This is a genomic window from Roseateles amylovorans (genome assembly GCF_025398155.2).
GTDB lineage: Bacteria > Pseudomonadota > Gammaproteobacteria > Burkholderiales > Burkholderiaceae_C > Roseateles > Roseateles amylovorans.
This window is the reverse complement of sequence record NZ_CP104562.2, coordinates 648,018-663,549: the sequence shown is the minus strand read 5'-3', so window position 1 is coordinate 663,549 and position 15,532 is coordinate 648,018. Positions and strand designations below refer to the sequence as shown.

Annotated in this window: 14 protein-coding genes; 9 read left to right on the top strand and 5 right to left on the bottom strand. The window is 68.5% G+C overall.

Annotated features, from left to right (window positions below; all coding sequences use genetic code 11):
* Positions 1-156: 156 nt before the first annotated feature.
* The 3 genes from N4261_RS02810 to N4261_RS02800 all read left to right on the top strand — a co-directional run bounded on the left by N4261_RS02810 (position 157) and on the right by N4261_RS02800 (position 4,789).
* On the top strand, positions 157-1,392 hold the full coding sequence (locus tag N4261_RS02810; protein WP_261758721.1) for a PfkB family carbohydrate kinase: 1,236 nt from the start codon (positions 157-159) through the stop codon (positions 1,390-1,392).
* Positions 1,389-2,303 (top strand): pseudouridine-5'-phosphate glycosidase, encoded by a 915-nt coding sequence (locus N4261_RS02805; protein WP_261758720.1) that lies wholly within the window; start codon positions 1,389-1,391, stop codon positions 2,301-2,303. Before N4261_RS02810 ends, N4261_RS02805 begins: the two co-directional genes overlap by 4 nt.
* Before the next feature lie 263 nt (positions 2,304-2,566).
* Entirely contained in the window at positions 2,567-4,789 is a 2,223-nt protein-coding gene (locus N4261_RS02800) for a hypothetical protein (protein WP_261758719.1), read from the top strand.
* A 49-nt stretch (positions 4,790-4,838) separates the two neighbouring features.
* On the opposite strand, the gene N4261_RS02795 is transcribed toward N4261_RS02800, so the two are convergent.
* The 4 genes from N4261_RS02795 to N4261_RS02780 form a co-directional block, all read right to left on the bottom strand.
* A complete protein-coding gene (locus N4261_RS02795) occupies positions 4,839-5,450 on the bottom strand; it encodes a DNA-3-methyladenine glycosylase I (protein ID WP_261758718.1) in 612 nt (203 codons plus the stop codon).
* 167 nt (positions 5,451-5,617) lie between these two features.
* Positions 5,618-6,094, bottom strand: a complete 477-nt coding sequence (locus N4261_RS02790) for a low molecular weight protein-tyrosine-phosphatase (protein ID WP_261758717.1) — start codon at positions 6,092-6,094, stop codon at positions 5,618-5,620.
* Positions 6,095-6,249: 155 nt separating this feature from the next.
* Positions 6,250-6,936 (bottom strand): ribulose-phosphate 3-epimerase, encoded by a 687-nt coding sequence (gene rpe, locus N4261_RS02785; protein ID WP_261758716.1) that lies wholly within the window; start codon positions 6,934-6,936, stop codon positions 6,250-6,252.
* A gap of 89 nt (positions 6,937-7,025) precedes the next feature.
* On the bottom strand, positions 7,026-8,132 hold the full coding sequence (locus tag N4261_RS02780; RefSeq protein ID WP_261758715.1) for a substrate-binding periplasmic protein: 1,107 nt from the start codon (positions 8,130-8,132) through the stop codon (positions 7,026-7,028).
* Positions 8,133-8,188: 56 nt separating this feature from the next.
* On the opposite strand from N4261_RS02780, the gene apaG reads away from it, so the two are divergent.
* From apaG to mltA, 3 genes are all read left to right on the top strand, one after another.
* Positions 8,189-8,563 (top strand): Co2+/Mg2+ efflux facilitator ApaG/CorD, encoded by a 375-nt coding sequence (gene apaG / locus N4261_RS02775; RefSeq protein ID WP_261758714.1) that lies wholly within the window; start codon positions 8,189-8,191, stop codon positions 8,561-8,563.
* Positions 8,563-10,608: a transporter-like protein TlpB gene (gene tlpB, locus N4261_RS02770; protein ID WP_261758713.1), complete on the top strand. Its 2,046-nt coding sequence runs from the start codon at positions 8,563-8,565 to the stop codon at positions 10,606-10,608. Before apaG ends, tlpB begins: the two co-directional genes overlap by 1 nt.
* A 304-nt stretch (positions 10,609-10,912) precedes the next feature.
* Positions 10,913-12,208 (top strand): murein transglycosylase A, encoded by a 1,296-nt coding sequence (mltA, locus tag N4261_RS02765; protein WP_261758712.1) that lies wholly within the window; start codon positions 10,913-10,915, stop codon positions 12,206-12,208.
* A gap of 162 nt (positions 12,209-12,370) precedes the next feature.
* Here mltA and N4261_RS02760 read toward each other — a convergent pair whose 3' ends face one another.
* On the bottom strand, positions 12,371-12,652 hold the full coding sequence (locus tag N4261_RS02760; RefSeq protein ID WP_261758711.1) for a DUF427 domain-containing protein: 282 nt from the start codon (positions 12,650-12,652) through the stop codon (positions 12,371-12,373).
* Positions 12,653-12,804: 152 nt separating this feature from the next.
* Here N4261_RS02760 and N4261_RS02755 point away from each other — a divergent pair, with 152 nt between their 5' ends.
* The 3 genes from N4261_RS02755 (at position 12,805) to N4261_RS02745 (ending at position 15,532) form a co-directional block, all read left to right on the top strand.
* Positions 12,805-13,071 (top strand): hypothetical protein, encoded by a 267-nt coding sequence (locus N4261_RS02755; RefSeq protein WP_261758710.1) that lies wholly within the window; start codon positions 12,805-12,807, stop codon positions 13,069-13,071.
* Positions 13,072-13,292: 221 nt separating this feature from the next.
* Positions 13,293-13,964 carry a dienelactone hydrolase family protein gene (locus N4261_RS02750; RefSeq protein ID WP_261758709.1) on the top strand — a complete coding sequence of 224 codons (672 nt, stop codon included), beginning with the start codon at positions 13,293-13,295 and terminating at the stop codon, positions 13,962-13,964.
* A gap of 110 nt (positions 13,965-14,074) precedes the next feature.
* Entirely contained in the window at positions 14,075-15,532 is a 1,458-nt protein-coding gene (locus N4261_RS02745) for a M20/M25/M40 family metallo-hydrolase (protein ID WP_261758708.1), read from the top strand.

The following is a 15,532-nucleotide window of genomic DNA, read 5'->3' as shown; positions in this document are numbered from 1 at the left end:
TTGACTGACGTCGTCGGCCGGACGGCGCAGGCCGAAGACCGCAGCTCACCGCACTGGGCAGGATGCCGCACCCGTCCAGCCTCCATCGTCAGCCCGCCCCACCCGCCAGCATGGACACTTGTCTATCTATCAAGACAATTGTCTAGAATGCCGACAATGAACACGTCGAAAGACCAATTGCTGTCGCTGGTGGAGGCCAATCCCTTCATCAGCCAGCAGGAGCTGGGCGATCAACTGGGCCTGTCGCGCTCGGCGGTCGCGGGCCATCTGGCGCAACTGGTGAAGGAGGGCCGCATCCTCGGGCGGGCCTATGTGCTGCCGACCCGACGCCCGATCGTCTGCCTGGGCGGCACCAACCTGGACCGCAAGCTGCACGCGATCGAATCCTTGAAGATGGGCAGTTCCAATCCGGCACGCCAATCCGAATCGCCGGGCGGCGTCGCGCGCAACATCGCCGAGAACCTGGCCCGCCTGGGCCTGCCGGTGCATCTGCTCACCGCGGTCGGCCGCGATCCTGTCGGCTTGTCGTTGCTGGCCCAACTGCAGACATTGGGCGTGGACTGCGCCGGCAGCCTGCAGGCCGCCGACACGCCGACCGGCAGCTACACCGCCGTGCTGGACGCTCAGGGCGAGCTGGTGCTGGCGCTGGCGCACATGGTGTTGGCCGATCGGCTGGACTCGGACTTCCTGCGCCAGAGCGCGCCGCAACGCGCGGCCGCCCGCTGGCTGGTGGCCGACCTCAACCTGCCGCGCGAGACACTGGATCAGCTGCGTGCCGAGGCCATTGCGCGGCAGCAGTCGTTGGTGGTGGTGGCCGTGTCCGCACCAAAGATGAAGCGGCTCGGCGAACGGCTGGAGGGCATCGAGCTGTTGGTGCTGAACCGGGGCGAATTGCACGCCCTGATGTCGGCGCCGCAGGCGACCGGATCCTCGAAGGCATCACCCCATGGACCGCGCGAGCGGCCCCCCGAACTCCTGGACGACAACGCCAGCGCCAGCGCGAGCGACAGCGACAGCGACAACGACAACGACAACGACCACGCCCTCACCGAGGCCTGGCACCGACTGCGCGAGCGCGGACTGCGTCGGCTGGTCATCAGCGAAGGCGCCAAAGGCCTGCGCTACAGCGACGGTGACCGCCTGCGCACCCTCCCCGCGCCGCGCCTGGCGGCACGCCGCATCCGCGAGGTCACCGGTGCGGGTGATGCCATGACCGCAGGCATCGTCGCCGCGCTCAGCCGCGCGCCCGACGATCTGCGCGCTGCCTGCCAGCTCGGGCTGAAGCTGGCGGCGCTCACGCTGCAGAGCGACCACACCGTCAGCGATGCCCTGCATCCCGGACTCCTGGACGGCGTCGCGCCGTTCCCCACCCACGAATCGAGCCCCCCATGACGCTGGAACACCTGATCGAGTTTTCTCCCGAAGTCGCCAACGCCCGCCTGGCCCGCCAGCCGATCGTGGCGTTGGAGTCCACCATCATTTCGCATGGCATGCCCTATCCGCAGAACGTGCAGACCGCGCGCGAGGTCGAGGCCATCGTGCGCGAACACGGCGCGGTGCCTGCCACCATCGCGGTGCTGGACGGCAAGATCCGGGTCGGCCTGGATGAGGCCCAACTCGAATGGCTGGGCCGGTCGCCCGATGCGATGAAGCTCAGCCGCCGCGACTTGCCCTTCGCGCTGGCCACCGGCCGCATCGGTGCCACAACGGTCGCCGCCACCATGATCTGCGCCCAACTGGCCGGCATCGAAGTGTTTGTCACCGGCGGCATCGGCGGCGTGCACCGCGGCGCGGAGACCTCGTTCGACATCTCCGCCGATCTGCAGGAACTGGCCCGCACCCCGGTCGCCGTGGTCTGTGCCGGCGCCAAGAGCATCCTCGACCTGGCCCTGACGCTGGAGTACTTGGAAACCTACGGCGTGCCGGTGATCTCGGTCGGACAGGACAACTTCGCGGCGTTCTACACCCGGGACAGCGGCCTGAAGGCGGACTTCCGGATCGATGATCCCGGCGACCAGGCGAAATTCCTGCGCGCGAAGTGGGCGCTGGGACTAGGCGGCGGCGCGGTCATCAGCAATCCGGTCCCGGCCGAGGCCGCCATGCCACCGGCCGTCATTGACGGCTACATCGCGCAGGCGCTCAGCGAGGCCGACGCCCAGGGCATCAGCGGCAAGTCGGTGACGCCCTACCTGCTGGCGCGCATCAAGGACCTGAGTGGCGGCGCCAGTCTCGCCACCAACATCGCGCTGGTGAAACACAACGCCGCGGTCGGCGCCGCGCTTGCGAAGGCACTGGTCGTGTGAGACAGCGTCACAGCCTCCAAGGAGGACGGGGGCCGATAACCGTGAGGTCGCGCCCACGCGATTGACCGAGCACCCCGCGGGCCCGCACGCAGACTGAACACCCTGCTTGCCAACCGCCCGCGGGGTCGCGGCACATGCCGGCGGGCCGGCCGGGGGCCTCCGGCGCCGCAGCTGGCGGAGTCGACGGATCTTGCAGGTACTACAGGTGCGGCGCGGAGCGGCTGCAGTCAGAACCGCGGCCAGGGTCTGCGCACTGATTGCGCATGTCTTGGACCCTTCCCGGCTTCACGCCCACCTTCTTGCAGCGCGGCGGTACGGCGGCGGACCCCTCCGCCGGCCCCTCAGCCGATCCGCCCTCCGGGGCGACAGCCGGCCATCGCTCCCCGCCGGACGTGATGAACGTGCCAAACGTTCCCGGGGCGCCGGTGCCCACCACACCCGTGCGCTACAACCCGGCACGACATGGCACGGTCGCCCGCTTCCGCGTGAGCGACAGCTTCCCCCTCTTCCGCGACGAGCTACACCAGCACATGCAGCAGCTGAGGAACTTCGCGAACCGTCACCTGTCCCAAGCCGCAGCGCTGGCCGTGTTCACGGACCTGTCTTGCCTTTATGGCCGCATCATGGACTTCGACATCCTTGGACGGCATCGCCAATGGGGTCCGCAGGCGGGTGACTTCTTCAATCACGGCCAGGATCTATTGGCACTGTTTGTCAGGCGAGTCACCGACGAGCGCGTCGACCTCGTGCCTCGGCTGACAGCCCTGCAAGAGACCACACCGCGATTGACCTTGTGCCTGGACGGCGTGCTCCTGGCGCTGCAGGAGGCCTGCATCGCGCTGGATCGATCCCGCACCGGCCTGGCGGCCACGGCCGACCTGGCCATGGAAGCCCTGCTGACCCAGATCATCGTCACTGAGGTAGAACGGTTGCACGAATGGACGCTGCGTATGGCGCCGGGCTCCCAGGTTCACCTGGTGTCCGGCCTGCGGCATGCGCTGTATCCGGCCATGGGGCGGCCGCCGCCGGCCGATCGGCTCGCGGCGCCCCCCGACCGCCAGACGCTCGAACAGGTGCGGCTCGAGGTCCAGCATCGGCTCGTGCCCGGTCGTCTGGCTGAGCACCTGGCAGAGAACTACCTCCAACGCTGGCGCGACAGCTTCCTGTCCGAACTGCCTGAAGCATCCCGCCCCTCGTCCGAACCCTGGCGATGGAACGATGACATGGACCGCGCAGCCGCAGCAGCGGATGCCATCCTCTCGCCCGAGTTCGGTCAGGTACCCCGCCACGGCGTCCTGGATCTGGATGAAGACGACGACGGGGTGATGTGGGCAAGACCGCTCCGCGACCCCGCCATGGTGGGGCGTCACCTGCTGAACGAGCTTCGGCGTCTGGATGTGATCGCGGACGAGAGTCACCCACGGACGATCACGCAGATGCTGGTGCCCCATCCGTTGATCCCGGGTCGGCAGACCCTGCTCTCGGTGATGCATCAGGACGAGGTATTGGCCTGGGCGGAAGAGGCGGGTACGGCCCGTCCGCTGCGGCCGGCCGACCTGGCGAGCTGGGCCGATGCCAACGTGCATGCCCGGTTGCCTTCGAATGCCGCCCGGGCGGCGGTCAACGCTGCGCTGCGCTGCCCCAATCCCGCGGAATTGGTTCAGATGCCTTCATGCAGTCTTCTGGACGAGGCGGCGCAATGCGAGCAGCTCTGCAGCCGCCTGACTGACGAGGCGCTGCAGGGGCTGCTGTCCGCGTGGCGCCTGCCGCTGGACGGTGTGCGCAGCCGTTGGTTTCTGAACGCATTCATTGCCCAGCACCGCGTGGCCCTGCTGGCACCCGATCAGGTACGAGGTTGGACCACCCTTTCGGAGAACCACATCACCGGCGAGATGGTCCGCCTGGCGATGCAACAGGACTCGGCCGAACTGATGAGGGCCGTCGGCACCTTGATCGAACAGATCCGCAATCGATCTCATGTCTCGTTCACCGGAATCCTATGGCGCCATGTCTGTCTGCTTCCCCCGGACCTCCCTGGCCCACGCGGCGCGTTCACGAGTGCCATCCAAGCTGGCCGGGGTCAGGTGCTGAGTGCCTATGTGCAGATGATCGCGGAGCTGCGCCACGATCGGCCCCTGAGCCCGGCGACACCGCGCACGCAACCGCCCCAAATCCTGCCCCCCGCGGACATGGTCAGCCTGCTGCGGCAGTTTTTGAGGTTGGCTGCCATGTGCAGCTCACCGGCGTCGCTGCGTGGATTGATCGATGGCATCGTGCAGGCCTTGCACAACGGCGCCATGTCCGCAAGGGAATGCCGGCAGGCGCTCGATCTGGGCGAGCCTGCGGCCGATGACTCCCGGCTGGCGGACCTGCTTGAGCGTCGCGGTGCTGCGCATTTGGCAGCCTTCCAAGAGGGCCTCGCACGCTTGAGCAATCCGCCGCCCGGTTCGCTCATGAACGTCACGACCTACGACGCATCGGACTGAATCCGCGTATCTGCGCGGGCCCGTCCTGCGACCACCTGGGCTGCGGCGTTCAGGTCGGCAGCCGGAAGCGCGCGCGGGCCCGGTCGACCGCGTTCCGGCCGATGCACCCCGGGGCATGGTCATTGACCAGGCCCATGGCTTGCATGAACGCGTAGACCGTCGTCGGGCCCACGAACTTCCAGCCGCGCTGTTTCAGGGCCTTGGACAGGGTCCGTGAGCCGTCCGAGGCCCCACGCACCTCATGCGGCGGCAAACCCGTTTCTTCATGCCGCCAGAAGAACGCGGCCAGCGAACCGGCCTCCTGTTGAAGCGCCAGCGCGCGGCCCGCGTTATGGATCGCCGCCTCGATCTTGCCGCGATGACGGACGATGCCCGCATCGGCCAGCAAGCGCTCGATGTCGGCCTCGTCGAAGCGGGCGACCCGTTCGATATCGAAGTGGCTGAAGGCTGCGCGAAACGCCTCCCGCTTGGCCAGAATCGTCCGCCATGACAAGCCGGACTGAAAGCCTTCGAGACAGAGCTTCTCGAACAGCCGACGGTCGTCGTCGACCGGATAGCCCCACTCCTGATCGTGATAGTGGCGATAGGCGTCAAAGCCCGGCGTCTCGCACCAGCGGCAGCGCCACTGGCCATCCGGAGCCTGGAGCAATCGATCGGACATGGTGAGCCTTGTGAATGGGGCTGAAGGAAGGGGCCCGGCGCGATGGCGCGCGAGAGGTCTAAACCCGCCGTGGTCCGCCGTGGTCCGCCGATTCCTGTCGAAGTCAGGCGGCGTCCAACGGCTTCCGACGGCGTCTGGCGTGACTGTAGACGGGCGCGCCGGCGTCCTCAGTCGAGGTCGGTGCTGAAGGCGCGTGCCTCGCTCGGCCAGGTCTGCACCCGCGCCTCGATCAGGTCCAGCACCAGGGCAAAACCATCGGTCGCGCCGTAGTAGGGATCCGGCACCTCGTCCAGGCCCAGGCCGGTCATGCCGTTCAGGAACAGGCCGATGCGGGCCGGCGACACGGGCGGCCGCATCGACCGCAAGGCGCGCAGCACGGTGCGGTCCATCGCCAGGATCAGGTCATGGGTGTCGAAGTCCTCCGACCGCACTCGGCGTGACCGCCAGCGCTTGTCCAGTGCATAGCCTCGGGACGACAGCACCTGATGCGCTCGCCTGTCCACCGGCGCCGCCCGGGACGATGCAAAGACGCCGGCCGATGCCACCGCCGTCAGGCCGAGCGGGGCGGCACGGGCGCGCAGCACCGCCTCGGCCATCGGCGAGCGACACAGGTTGGCGGCACAGACAAGCAGGAGCGAGGTCAACGCATCAGGATCAAGAAGGACTGCAGGACATGACGCACGCCGTGGGCATCAACGGCATCACGAGGGCGAGGCAACGGTCAGCAAGTCAACGGTCGGGAAGTCAACGGTCGGCAAGTCAACGGGCAGCGAGGCGGACGGTCAGCGGAAACCCGTGCTCAGCGCGCCAGCTCGGCGCGCATCGAATCGATCACCGCGCGGTAGTCCGGCTTGCCGAAGATGGCGGAACCCGCGACGAAGGTGTCGGCACCCGCGTCGGCGATTTCGCGGATGTTCTCGACCTTCACGCCGCCGTCGATCTCCAGTCGGATGTCGCGGCCGCTGGCCAGGATCATGGCCTTGGCCTGCTGCAGTTTCTTCAGCGCACTGGGGATGAAGCTCTGGCCGCCGAAGCCGGGGTTCACGCTCATGATCAGCACCAGGTCGATCTTGTCGATCACCCACTCCAGCACATCCAGCGAGGTGGCCGGATTGAAGACCAGGCCGGCCTTGGCGCCTTCGCCGTGGATCAACTGGATGGTGCGGTCCACATGCTGGCTGGCCTCGGGGTGGAAGCTCACCAGGTCCGCGCCGGCGCGGCAGAACGCCTGCGCCAGGCTGTCGACCGGCTGCACCATCAGGTGCACGTCGATCGGCGCGCGGGTGCCGTCGGGTTTGACGGCATGCTTTTTCAGCGCCTCGCAGACCATCGGCCCGAAGGTCAGGTTGGGCACGTAATGGTTGTCCATCACGTCAAAGTGAATCCAGTCTGCGCCTGCGGCCAGCACCTGGCGAACCTCCTCGCCCAGGTTGGCGAAATCGGCGGACAGGATGCTGGGGGCGATGCGATGGGTCGGCGGCGTCATGGCAGGAATCGGCAGTGGGAGCCGGTGGCGGGGAAAACCGTCATTGTAGGAACCCGGATGCGGGCGTGGTCGGACGGCATTTGCCGCGCTCAACGATAGCGTTCAGCAAGTCGCGCCAATTCGCCGCTGACGGCCAGTTGCCGCAGTCGCTCGGTCAGGCGGGCCACCACCGGGGCCGACACCCCACGCGACACCACGGCGTACTGCACATCCTCCTGGAACACCGTGGGACCGATGCGCACCAGCCGCTCGAGCTCGGTGCCACGCTGCGCCTGCCGCAGCCCGAGATCCTGCCCATAGACGGCGGTCGCCCGGCCGCGCACGAGCATCTCCATCGCGTCCCGATCGGTGCGGGCGCTTTCGACATGGCGCACATCCGCCTCCCGCAAGGTGCCGGCCAGCTTGGTGCCCTGCTGCACCAGCAGCGGCTCGGTGCGGGCGAACGCACGCAGTTCGTCCCAGTTCCGCGGCACGCGCGGGTCATCGGCCCGCATCGCCAGCACATGACGCACCCGGTACAGCGGCACCGGCAGATAGCGCATCAGCGGACTCCGATGCTCGGCATCCAGCAGACAGAAAAAGACATCGATCTCACGACGGCCCAGCATCAGCTCGACCCGGCGCAGCGGCACCCGTTGCTCCACTCCGTCCAACCGAAGGTCGGGATCCGCTCGCAGCAACGCCGTCACGATCTCGCCGCACAAGCCAGGCCGCTGCGGATCACCCGAGCTGTACTTGAGCGGCGAGCCGGACTGGGAGGCCGTGCGCAGCCGCAGCAGACCACTCGAGGGGACCGCGTCGCCCGAACTGGCGACCGAACGGGGCGCGGGAATCTGCGACGCCGGTGCTGGCGCGGGAGCGCCGGTGCTGGACGCGCCGCCACGGGCCATGGGGTCGGGGACGGGCGACGTGGCCGCCGACGCCGGGGCGGGCCCCATGCCCAAGGGGATCGCGCCGGCGTACCGAGCCGTTGCGAGCACGCCGGTCAGCGCGACGGCGCTTCGCGCCAGCGCCACGAGTGTGAACCGCCGACCGGCCTCAGCCTCGCCGGAGGAGCCCCCCCGCTTGCCAGCCGCCGAGTGCGCGGTGCCTGCGGCGCGCGGCGCGCCCAGGTCGCGCACCGAGGCCGTCACGGCGTCGGCCGACGCAACGCCAAGGGCCTTCGGCGGCACAGAGGGGCCTGGACTTGTCTCCATGCGGGTTCTTTTGATGATGGACCCAGCATACCGGACCCCCACCTAGAATTGGTGCAATGGCACATCCGCACTTTCACTGCAGCGTCGTCGTCGAGCCCCTGGCCGAACAGACCTTCCCGGAGCGCGGCCAGCACGCGTTCACCTACACCGTCACCATCGAGAACCGCGGGGATGTCACGGCGCAACTGATCGGCCGTCACTGGACCATCGTCGATGCCAACGGCCATTCGCAGGAGGTCCACGGCCTGGCCGTGGTCGGCCATCAACCGGTGCTTCAGCCCGGCGAGCGGTTCCAGTACAGCTCCTGGGCCCAGATCGCCACCAAGCAGGGCAGCATGAGCGGCCGCTATCTCTGCGCCACCGAAACCGCCGACGTCTTCTACGCCGACGTCCCCGAATTCCTGCTGGCCGAGGCCGGCAGCCTGCACTGATGTGGAAAAGCCGCGGCTGGGACCTGACCGCGCTGCTCAATGCGGCGCATCCGCGGGCGCCGCTGGCCGAGCGCAACCTGTGGCTGGTGCGGTTGGTCGAATGGTTGCGGCACGCCCCGCTCAAGGATGATCGCCCCACCGCTCCGGTGACGGTGCCGGCCGGCGCGCCCTTGAGTGTGCAGGTCGAGGGCCCGGTGGTGCCCATCCCCACGCCGCTGCCGGTGCGGCGGCTCAAATACCTGCTGAACCTGCTGGAGCGTCATCCCGAGCACGCGGCATCCTTCGCCGGGGTCATCGCCGGCGTCTGGGCGGAGGTGGACGCGATCAGCCTGTTCGCCGAAGTCGGTTTCGCGCCGCGCATGGCCCTGTGGGGCGAGTTCCTGGGGCGGATCCGGCGCCGCGTGCTGCCGCAAAGCGCCGACACCCGCGATCTGGCCGAGCTGTTCGAGCTGCTCTTTCCGCACGAGGAGGACGCCGAATGGATCAACGCCGTCGACGATGAGCTGCTGAAACGTCTGAGCCTTCTGTTTGCGGGCGCGCCGGAAGGCGACTGGCGCGAGGAAATGCGGGCCGCCGTGACCGTGCTGGTGAGCTCCGTGCGCGCGGCGGGCCTGTCGGGCGCGCTGCGCGCCCGCATGGATCCGACACGGCTGGCCAGCCGGCCCTTCCGCAACCTGGCGACCGCCTGGGAGCAGGTCGAACAGGCGCTGGTCGAGGACGACCGCGCCGCCCTGCCTGCCGCGCTGCAATACCTGCGCGCCCTGCTGGACGAATGCCGCGCCGCGGTGCGCTCGGTGCCGGACCATCTGGAGGAACACGGCGTCTCGGTGGACCTGATGTTCGGCGTCGAGCAGATGCAGGCGCGGCTGCGACGGGTCGAGGACCTGCTCGCGGTGCTGCTGGCGCCGCATCCGGAACGCGAGCTGCTGCGCCTGGTGGCCAGCCTGGTGTCGGTGGTGCATGACCGGCGCAGCATCCGCACCCTGTTCGCACGTCACTACTCCCTGCTGGCGCGCAAGGTGGCCGAGCGCAGCGCCGAGACCGGCGAGCACTACATCACCCGCAACCGCGACGAATACCGCGACATGCTGCGCCGCGCCGGCGGCGGCGGTCTGGTCATCGCCGGCACCACCTTCGCGAAATTCGCGATCATGGCGCTCGGGCTCTCGGCCTTCTGGGGCGGCTTCTGGGCCGGCGTGAACTATGCGCTGAGCTTCGTGATCATCCTGCTGCTGCACTGGACCGTCGCCACCAAGCAGCCCGCGATGACGGCACCGGCCCTGGCCGAAAAGCTGCGCCACATCGACAACGATTCCGGCCTTCAGGCCTTCGTCGACGAAGTGGTTCACCTGTTCCGATCACAGACCGCCGGGATCATCGGCAACCTGGCGCTGGCGGCACCGATGGTGCTGGCGGTGCAGCTGCTGGCCTGGCTGAGCTTCGGCAAACCGCTGGTGGGTGTGGAAGATGCCGAGCACGTCCTGCACTCGCTGACGGTGCTGGGTCCGTCGCTGTTCTTTGCGGCCTTCACCGGCGTGCTGCTGTTTGCGTCCAGCCTGATCGCGGGCTGGGTGGAGAACTGGTTCGTCTTCCATCGGCTGGACAGCGCAATCGCTTGGAATCCGCGCATCGTCGCGACCCTGGGAGAGAACCGGGCCAAGCGCTGGTCCCGTTGGTGGCGGGAGAACATTTCCGGTCTCACCGCCAACATCAGTCTGGGCCTGATGCTCGGCCTGGTGCCCGCGCTGCTGGGATTCTTCGGGCTGCCGCTCGAGGTCCGGCATGTGACGCTGTCGAGCGGCCAGCTCGCCGCCGCGGCGGGTGCACTGGGCGTTGATGTGTTGAAGCACTGGCCGTTCTGGCTCTGCGTGATCAGCATCCTGGGCACCGGTCTGCTGAATGTCGGCGTGAGCTTCTATCTGGCCTTCAAGGTGGCGCTGCGGTCCCGCGGCATCAAGCTGGCGGATCGCAAACGGGTCAGCGCCGCGATCTGGGCACGGGTGCGTTCGCAGCCGCTGAGCTTCCTGGTCCCGCCGAAGTCCTGAACCTCCCGACGCTCCGCAGGCGCTGGGGCGCCGGGGGCGTGTTTCGAGGGAGCGTCAGGCCGCGTCGCGGTCCTCCGGGCGTTCGCCGCCCTTGCGGCCCGAGAACATGGTCCACCAGACGATCAAGACCAGCAAGGCCAATGCGCCCAGCGCCTCCAGCAAAATCATGCCCATGATTTGTCGCGGTCCTTTGAGTTTCCAATCCGGTCTTCGTCGTCTGCTGCGGACCCGGGTTCCGTCCCCAGCCCGGTGCACGACGCGGGAACACGGCCACCACGTCCATCCCGCCGCCCCCTGGGGCGCCGTGCTGGCGATTCTAGGCGTGCTGGCCGGCTGCGGCGGGCCGTCGGTCGTCCGTGAGCCGGGCTCGGCCAGACCGGCCCCGACGGGCACGGGCACGGCCAGCGGATCGACCTCCAAGGTCGATCCTGCCCGTTTGCTCAACGGCGACTGGCCGGGCACTGACAACCGGAGCAGCGCGGCCGCGGCGGCGCCCTCGCCCGGCAGCGCCCCCGGCGCCAGTGACGACCGTCGCGCCGACACCGTCGGCCGACAGGTGCTGGCCCGTGAGCGCGCGCGCTGGGTGGCAGCGGAATGGAATGAACTGCCCGGCTGGGGCCAGGACCGGGCGCTGGAGTGGTGGCCCGCGCTGCTGCGCGGCTGCGAGCGGCCGATGCCGGGCTGGACGGCGCTGTGCACCCAGGCCCAGCGGCTGCGTCCGTCGGACGACTGGGACGCCTATGTCTGGCTGATGAAGCGGCTGCGCCCCTATCGTGTCGAGTCACCCGAGGGTGAGCGCGACGGTCTGGCCACCGGCTATTACGAACCGCAACTGGAAGCACGGCGGCAGGCGCTGGGCGACTTCCGCGTGCCGCTGCTGGCGCCACCGCAAGACCTGGCCCAGCGTCGGCCCTACGACACCCGTCAGCAGATCGAGAGCAACACCCGGTTGAGCCGGCTGAGCCTGGCCTGGGTACAGGATCCGCTGGACGCGCTGGTGATGCAGATCCAGGGCAGCGGCCGCCTGCGGGTCACCGAGTCGGACGGCAGCAGCCGCTGGGTCCGCCTCTCTTTCGCCGGGCACAACGAACAGCCTTATCGGTCGATGGGCCAATGGCTGATCGCGCAGGGCGAACTGAAGGCGACCGAGGCCTCCTGGCCCGGCATCAAGGAATGGGCCCGTCGCAATCCGCAGAAGTTGAAGGAAGCGATGTGGGCCAATCCGCGGTATGTGTTCTTCCGCGAAGAGCCGCTGTCGGACCCGGCCGTCGGGCCGCGCGGCGGCCAGGGCGTGCCGCTGACGCCGGGCCGCTCGATTGCGGTCGACAAGGCCAGCATTCCCTATGGCACACCGGTGTGGCTGGACACCACCGAACCGCTGTCGACCACACCGATGCGTCGCCTGGTGATGGCCCAGGACACGGGGGCCGCCATCACCGGCGCGGTGCGGGCCGACTTCTTCTGGGGCTGGGGCGATCAGGCCGAGCAGCAGGCCGGCCGCATGAAGCAGCCTCTGCGGCTGTGGGTGCTGTGGCCGCGCGAGACCGCCTCGGCGTCCGCCGCGACGGGGTCCGCGACGACGGGCCTGTCCGCACCCTGAGCGAACGCCGCACCGTTCGGGCAGCGGGCAGCGAGCGACGGGCGACGGGCGGCGGGCGGCGAGCGGTCTCGGTCTCGGTCTCGGTCTCGGTCTCGGTCTTCAGACGCCACGCCGTCGACGGCGTGGCATGGGCGGGCGCGATGGCGGCACCCGCCGCGCCGCTCATTCCGTGACCTGGACGCCCTTCCAGAACGCCACACGGTCCTTGATCTCTGCGGCGGCCTCGCTGGGGTTGGGGTAGTACCAGACGGCGTCGGGGTTCATGTCCCCGTGGACCAACAAGCTAAAGTAGTGCGCCTGACCTTTCCAGGGGCATGACGTCCGGTGATTACTGAATGCGGTGAACTCACGCTTGAGCGAGGTCATCGGGAAGTAGTGATTGCCTTCGACGACCACGGTGTCGTTGCTCTCGGCGATGACTTCGCCGTTCCAGGTTGCCTTCATGGGTGGATCTCCTGCGGGTGGCTGGTTGCTGAGGGTTAAGGATGGATGGCTGCACGCGGATGCGCGGGCTGCAACGGCCGGGCCTGTTCGGCTGGGCTGACGCTTGACCGGACTGTCGCTCACGACGGGACCGGACGTTTGATCGGATCGATTTGAAACGCTATTACGAGCATCGGGGCAAGGACCTCTTCATCACTTCCGGCTCCAGCCGCGATCTGGCGCCAGGCAGTTTCGGCGTCTGTGCGATCGGTGGCGGGGCCGAAGGCTGGTCGGTTGTCCATGTGGGCCCGGACGGCGATGCCGCCGACCTGGGCGGCGAGTACTACTTTGCCACCGCCGAAGAAGCCCTGGCTTTCCTGCGCGAACTGATCGATCTGATGATCGACGGCGGTGAGCCTGAAGGCCTGCGCGACGCGTGAGGCGGAGCCGGGTCAGGGAACCGCGCGGCGTGCGCTGATCGCATCCAGGCCCTGCCGGGCCGTCCATTGGTACAACTGCTCGTGCAGACTCACGGGTTCCTCCCTCAGGATGGCACGCCGAACGCATGCCCGTCTTGTGAGGCCGATGATACGGATCGGGCGGGCCTGACCGGTCGTGGGTCGGCCCCCGGATTGCGCCCTCTGACACTACTGGAGTTCCCATGGGACAGATGATCGAATTCGACCGCCCCGACGGCGGACGCACCAGCGGCTATCTGGCCAGCGCCGGTGACGGTGCGCCCGGCATGATCCTGATTCAGGAATGGTGGGGACTGAAACCCCACATCAAGGACATCGCCGAACGCCTGGCCTCTGCGGGCATCACCACCCTCGCGCCCGACCTCTACCGGGGCCGCATTGCCGCCGATGCCGACGAGGCCAGCCATCTGATGAACGGCCTGGACTTCGGCGACGCCACCACCCAGGACCTGCAAGGCGCACTGAACCATCTGCGCGACCGCCTGGGCTGCGCCAAGGTGGGCGTGATGGGCTATTGCATGGGCGGCGCACTCACCGTGGCGGCCTCGGTGCATGTCCCGGAGCTGGACGCGGCCGTCTGCTACTACGGCATTCCGCCGACCGAGTTTGCGGACCCCGCGAAGATCAGCGTGCCCTTCATGGGCCACTTCGCCACCCGCGACGACTGGTGCACGCCCGAAAAGGTCAGCGACCTCGAACAGCGCATGACCACCGCCGGCAAGCACCCGGCCATCCATCGCTACGAAGCGGACCACGCGTTCTCCAACGCCACCCGCCCGGAGGTGTATGACGCCGACGCCGCCCAACTCGCCTGGCAACGCACGCTGGACTTCCTCAAGCAGCACCTGGCCTGATGCCTACGCCCTGCCCTGTCGCGCGGGTCGTCGACGCGCGGTGGGGTATGCCAGGCCGGTCGCCCGCTCAGGCGAGCGATCGTCCTCCTCCCCACGCTTTCAACCACTTCATGCGATACACCGCGCACACCACCGCTCTCGCCCTGGCCGCCCTGCTGCTGACCGCCGGCGCCCAAGCGCAGAACTCCACCGGCTTCACACCGGACGCCCCGCAGGCGCTGGACCCGCGCGTGGCCCCGATGCTGGCCGATGTGTCCGCCGATCGCATCGAGGCCACCATCCGCAAGCTCGCGGCGTTCGGCACCCGCCACACGGCCTCGGAGACCGCCAGCGAGACCCGAGGCATCGGTGCCGCCCGACGCTGGATCGAGCAGCAGCTCAAGGACTGCGCCGCCAAGACCGGCGGCCGGCTGCAGGTGACGATGGACAGCTTCATCGAGCCGCCCGGCCCGCGCCTGACCCAGGCCACCGAGCTGGTGAATGTGGTCGCGACCCTGCCCGGTGCCTCGGCCGGCACGCCCCGCGAACGCATCCTGGTCGTCAGCGGGCATTACGACTCCCGCAATTCCGACGTCATGGATGCCAAGGGCGAAGCGCCCGGTGCCAATGACGATGCCTCGGGCACGGCCGCCGTCATGGAAATGGCCTGTGCCATGGCCAAGCAGCGCTTCGACGCCACGCTGGTCTTCATGGCGGTGCCCGGTGAGGAGCAGGGCCTGCTGGGCGCTCGCCACTGGGCGCGTCGGGCGCGTGCCCAGGGGCTGAATGTCGAGGCGATGATCACCAACGACATCATCGGCAGCTCGCGCGGGGATGCCGGGCAGCACGATCCGAAGCGTCTGCGTCTGTTTGCCGATGGCTTCGACCCGCTGCTGCGTCTGCTGGTGAATGCCAGCACCAACACGCCGGCCAGTGAGGACGAGATCAAGACCAATGCCGCCATCCGCGCTCAGCTGCAACCGCTGGCCGTCGCCGGTGGCAGCGAGGACCTGCCCACCCAGCAGTTCGGCCGCCACCTGAAGGCCCAGGGCGAACGTTATCTGCCCGGGTTCTCGGTTGACCTGATCCAGCGTCGCGACCGCTACCTGCGCGGCGGCGACCATCTGCCCTTCCTGGAGCGCGGCTATGCGGCGGTGCGTTTCTCGGAGCCTTTCGAGAATTTCCAGCACCAGCACCAGAACCTGCGCACCGAAAACGGCGTGGTCTATGGCGACCTGACCGATTTCGTCGACTTCGCCTATGTGGCCGACGTGGCGCGCATCAACCTCGCGGGGCTGGCCACCCTGGCCTGGGCCCCGGCGCCGGTGCAGGGCGCGCGCATCGATGCGCGCGAGCTGACCAACGACACGACCCTGCAATGGACCGCCAGCCAGGACCCGGACCTGGCGGGCTACCGCATCGTCTGGCGCCGCAGTGAATCGCAGGCGTGGGAAGGCGCGAAGTCGGTTGGCAATGTGACCCGGGTGACGCTGCCGCTCTCGAAGGACAACCTGATCTTCGGCATCCAGGCGGTGTCCAAGTCCGGCCACGCCGGCCTGGCGAGCTATCCGCTGCCCCTGGCTCGCTGA

Excerpts from the sequence above, each read along its gene's own strand:
- N4261_RS02745 (WP_261758708.1), top strand. The coding sequence starts at position 14,075 with ATGCGATACACCGCGCACACCACCGCTCTCGCCCTGGCCGCCCTGCTG.
- N4261_RS02800 (WP_261758719.1), top strand. The coding sequence starts at position 2,567 with ATGTCTTGGACCCTTCCCGGCTTCACGCCCACCTTCTTGCAGCGCGGC.
- N4261_RS02760 (WP_261758711.1), bottom strand. The coding sequence starts at position 12,652 with ATGAAGGCAACCTGGAACGGCGAAGTCATCGCCGAGAGCAACGACACC.
- N4261_RS02780 (WP_261758715.1), bottom strand. The coding sequence starts at position 8,132 with ATGGAGACAAGTCCAGGCCCCTCTGTGCCGCCGAAGGCCCTTGGCGTT.
- N4261_RS02805 (WP_261758720.1), top strand. The coding sequence starts at position 1,389 with ATGACGCTGGAACACCTGATCGAGTTTTCTCCCGAAGTCGCCAACGCC.
- apaG (WP_261758714.1), top strand. The coding sequence starts at position 8,189 with ATGGCACATCCGCACTTTCACTGCAGCGTCGTCGTCGAGCCCCTGGCC.
- N4261_RS02810 (WP_261758721.1), top strand. The coding sequence starts at position 157 with ATGAACACGTCGAAAGACCAATTGCTGTCGCTGGTGGAGGCCAATCCC.
- N4261_RS02795 (WP_261758718.1), bottom strand. The coding sequence starts at position 5,450 with ATGTCCGATCGATTGCTCCAGGCTCCGGATGGCCAGTGGCGCTGCCGC.
- tlpB (WP_261758713.1), top strand. The coding sequence starts at position 8,563 with ATGTGGAAAAGCCGCGGCTGGGACCTGACCGCGCTGCTCAATGCGGCG.
- rpe (WP_261758716.1), bottom strand. The coding sequence starts at position 6,936 with ATGACGCCGCCGACCCATCGCATCGCCCCCAGCATCCTGTCCGCCGAT.
- N4261_RS02750 (WP_261758709.1), top strand. The coding sequence starts at position 13,293 with ATGGGACAGATGATCGAATTCGACCGCCCCGACGGCGGACGCACCAGC.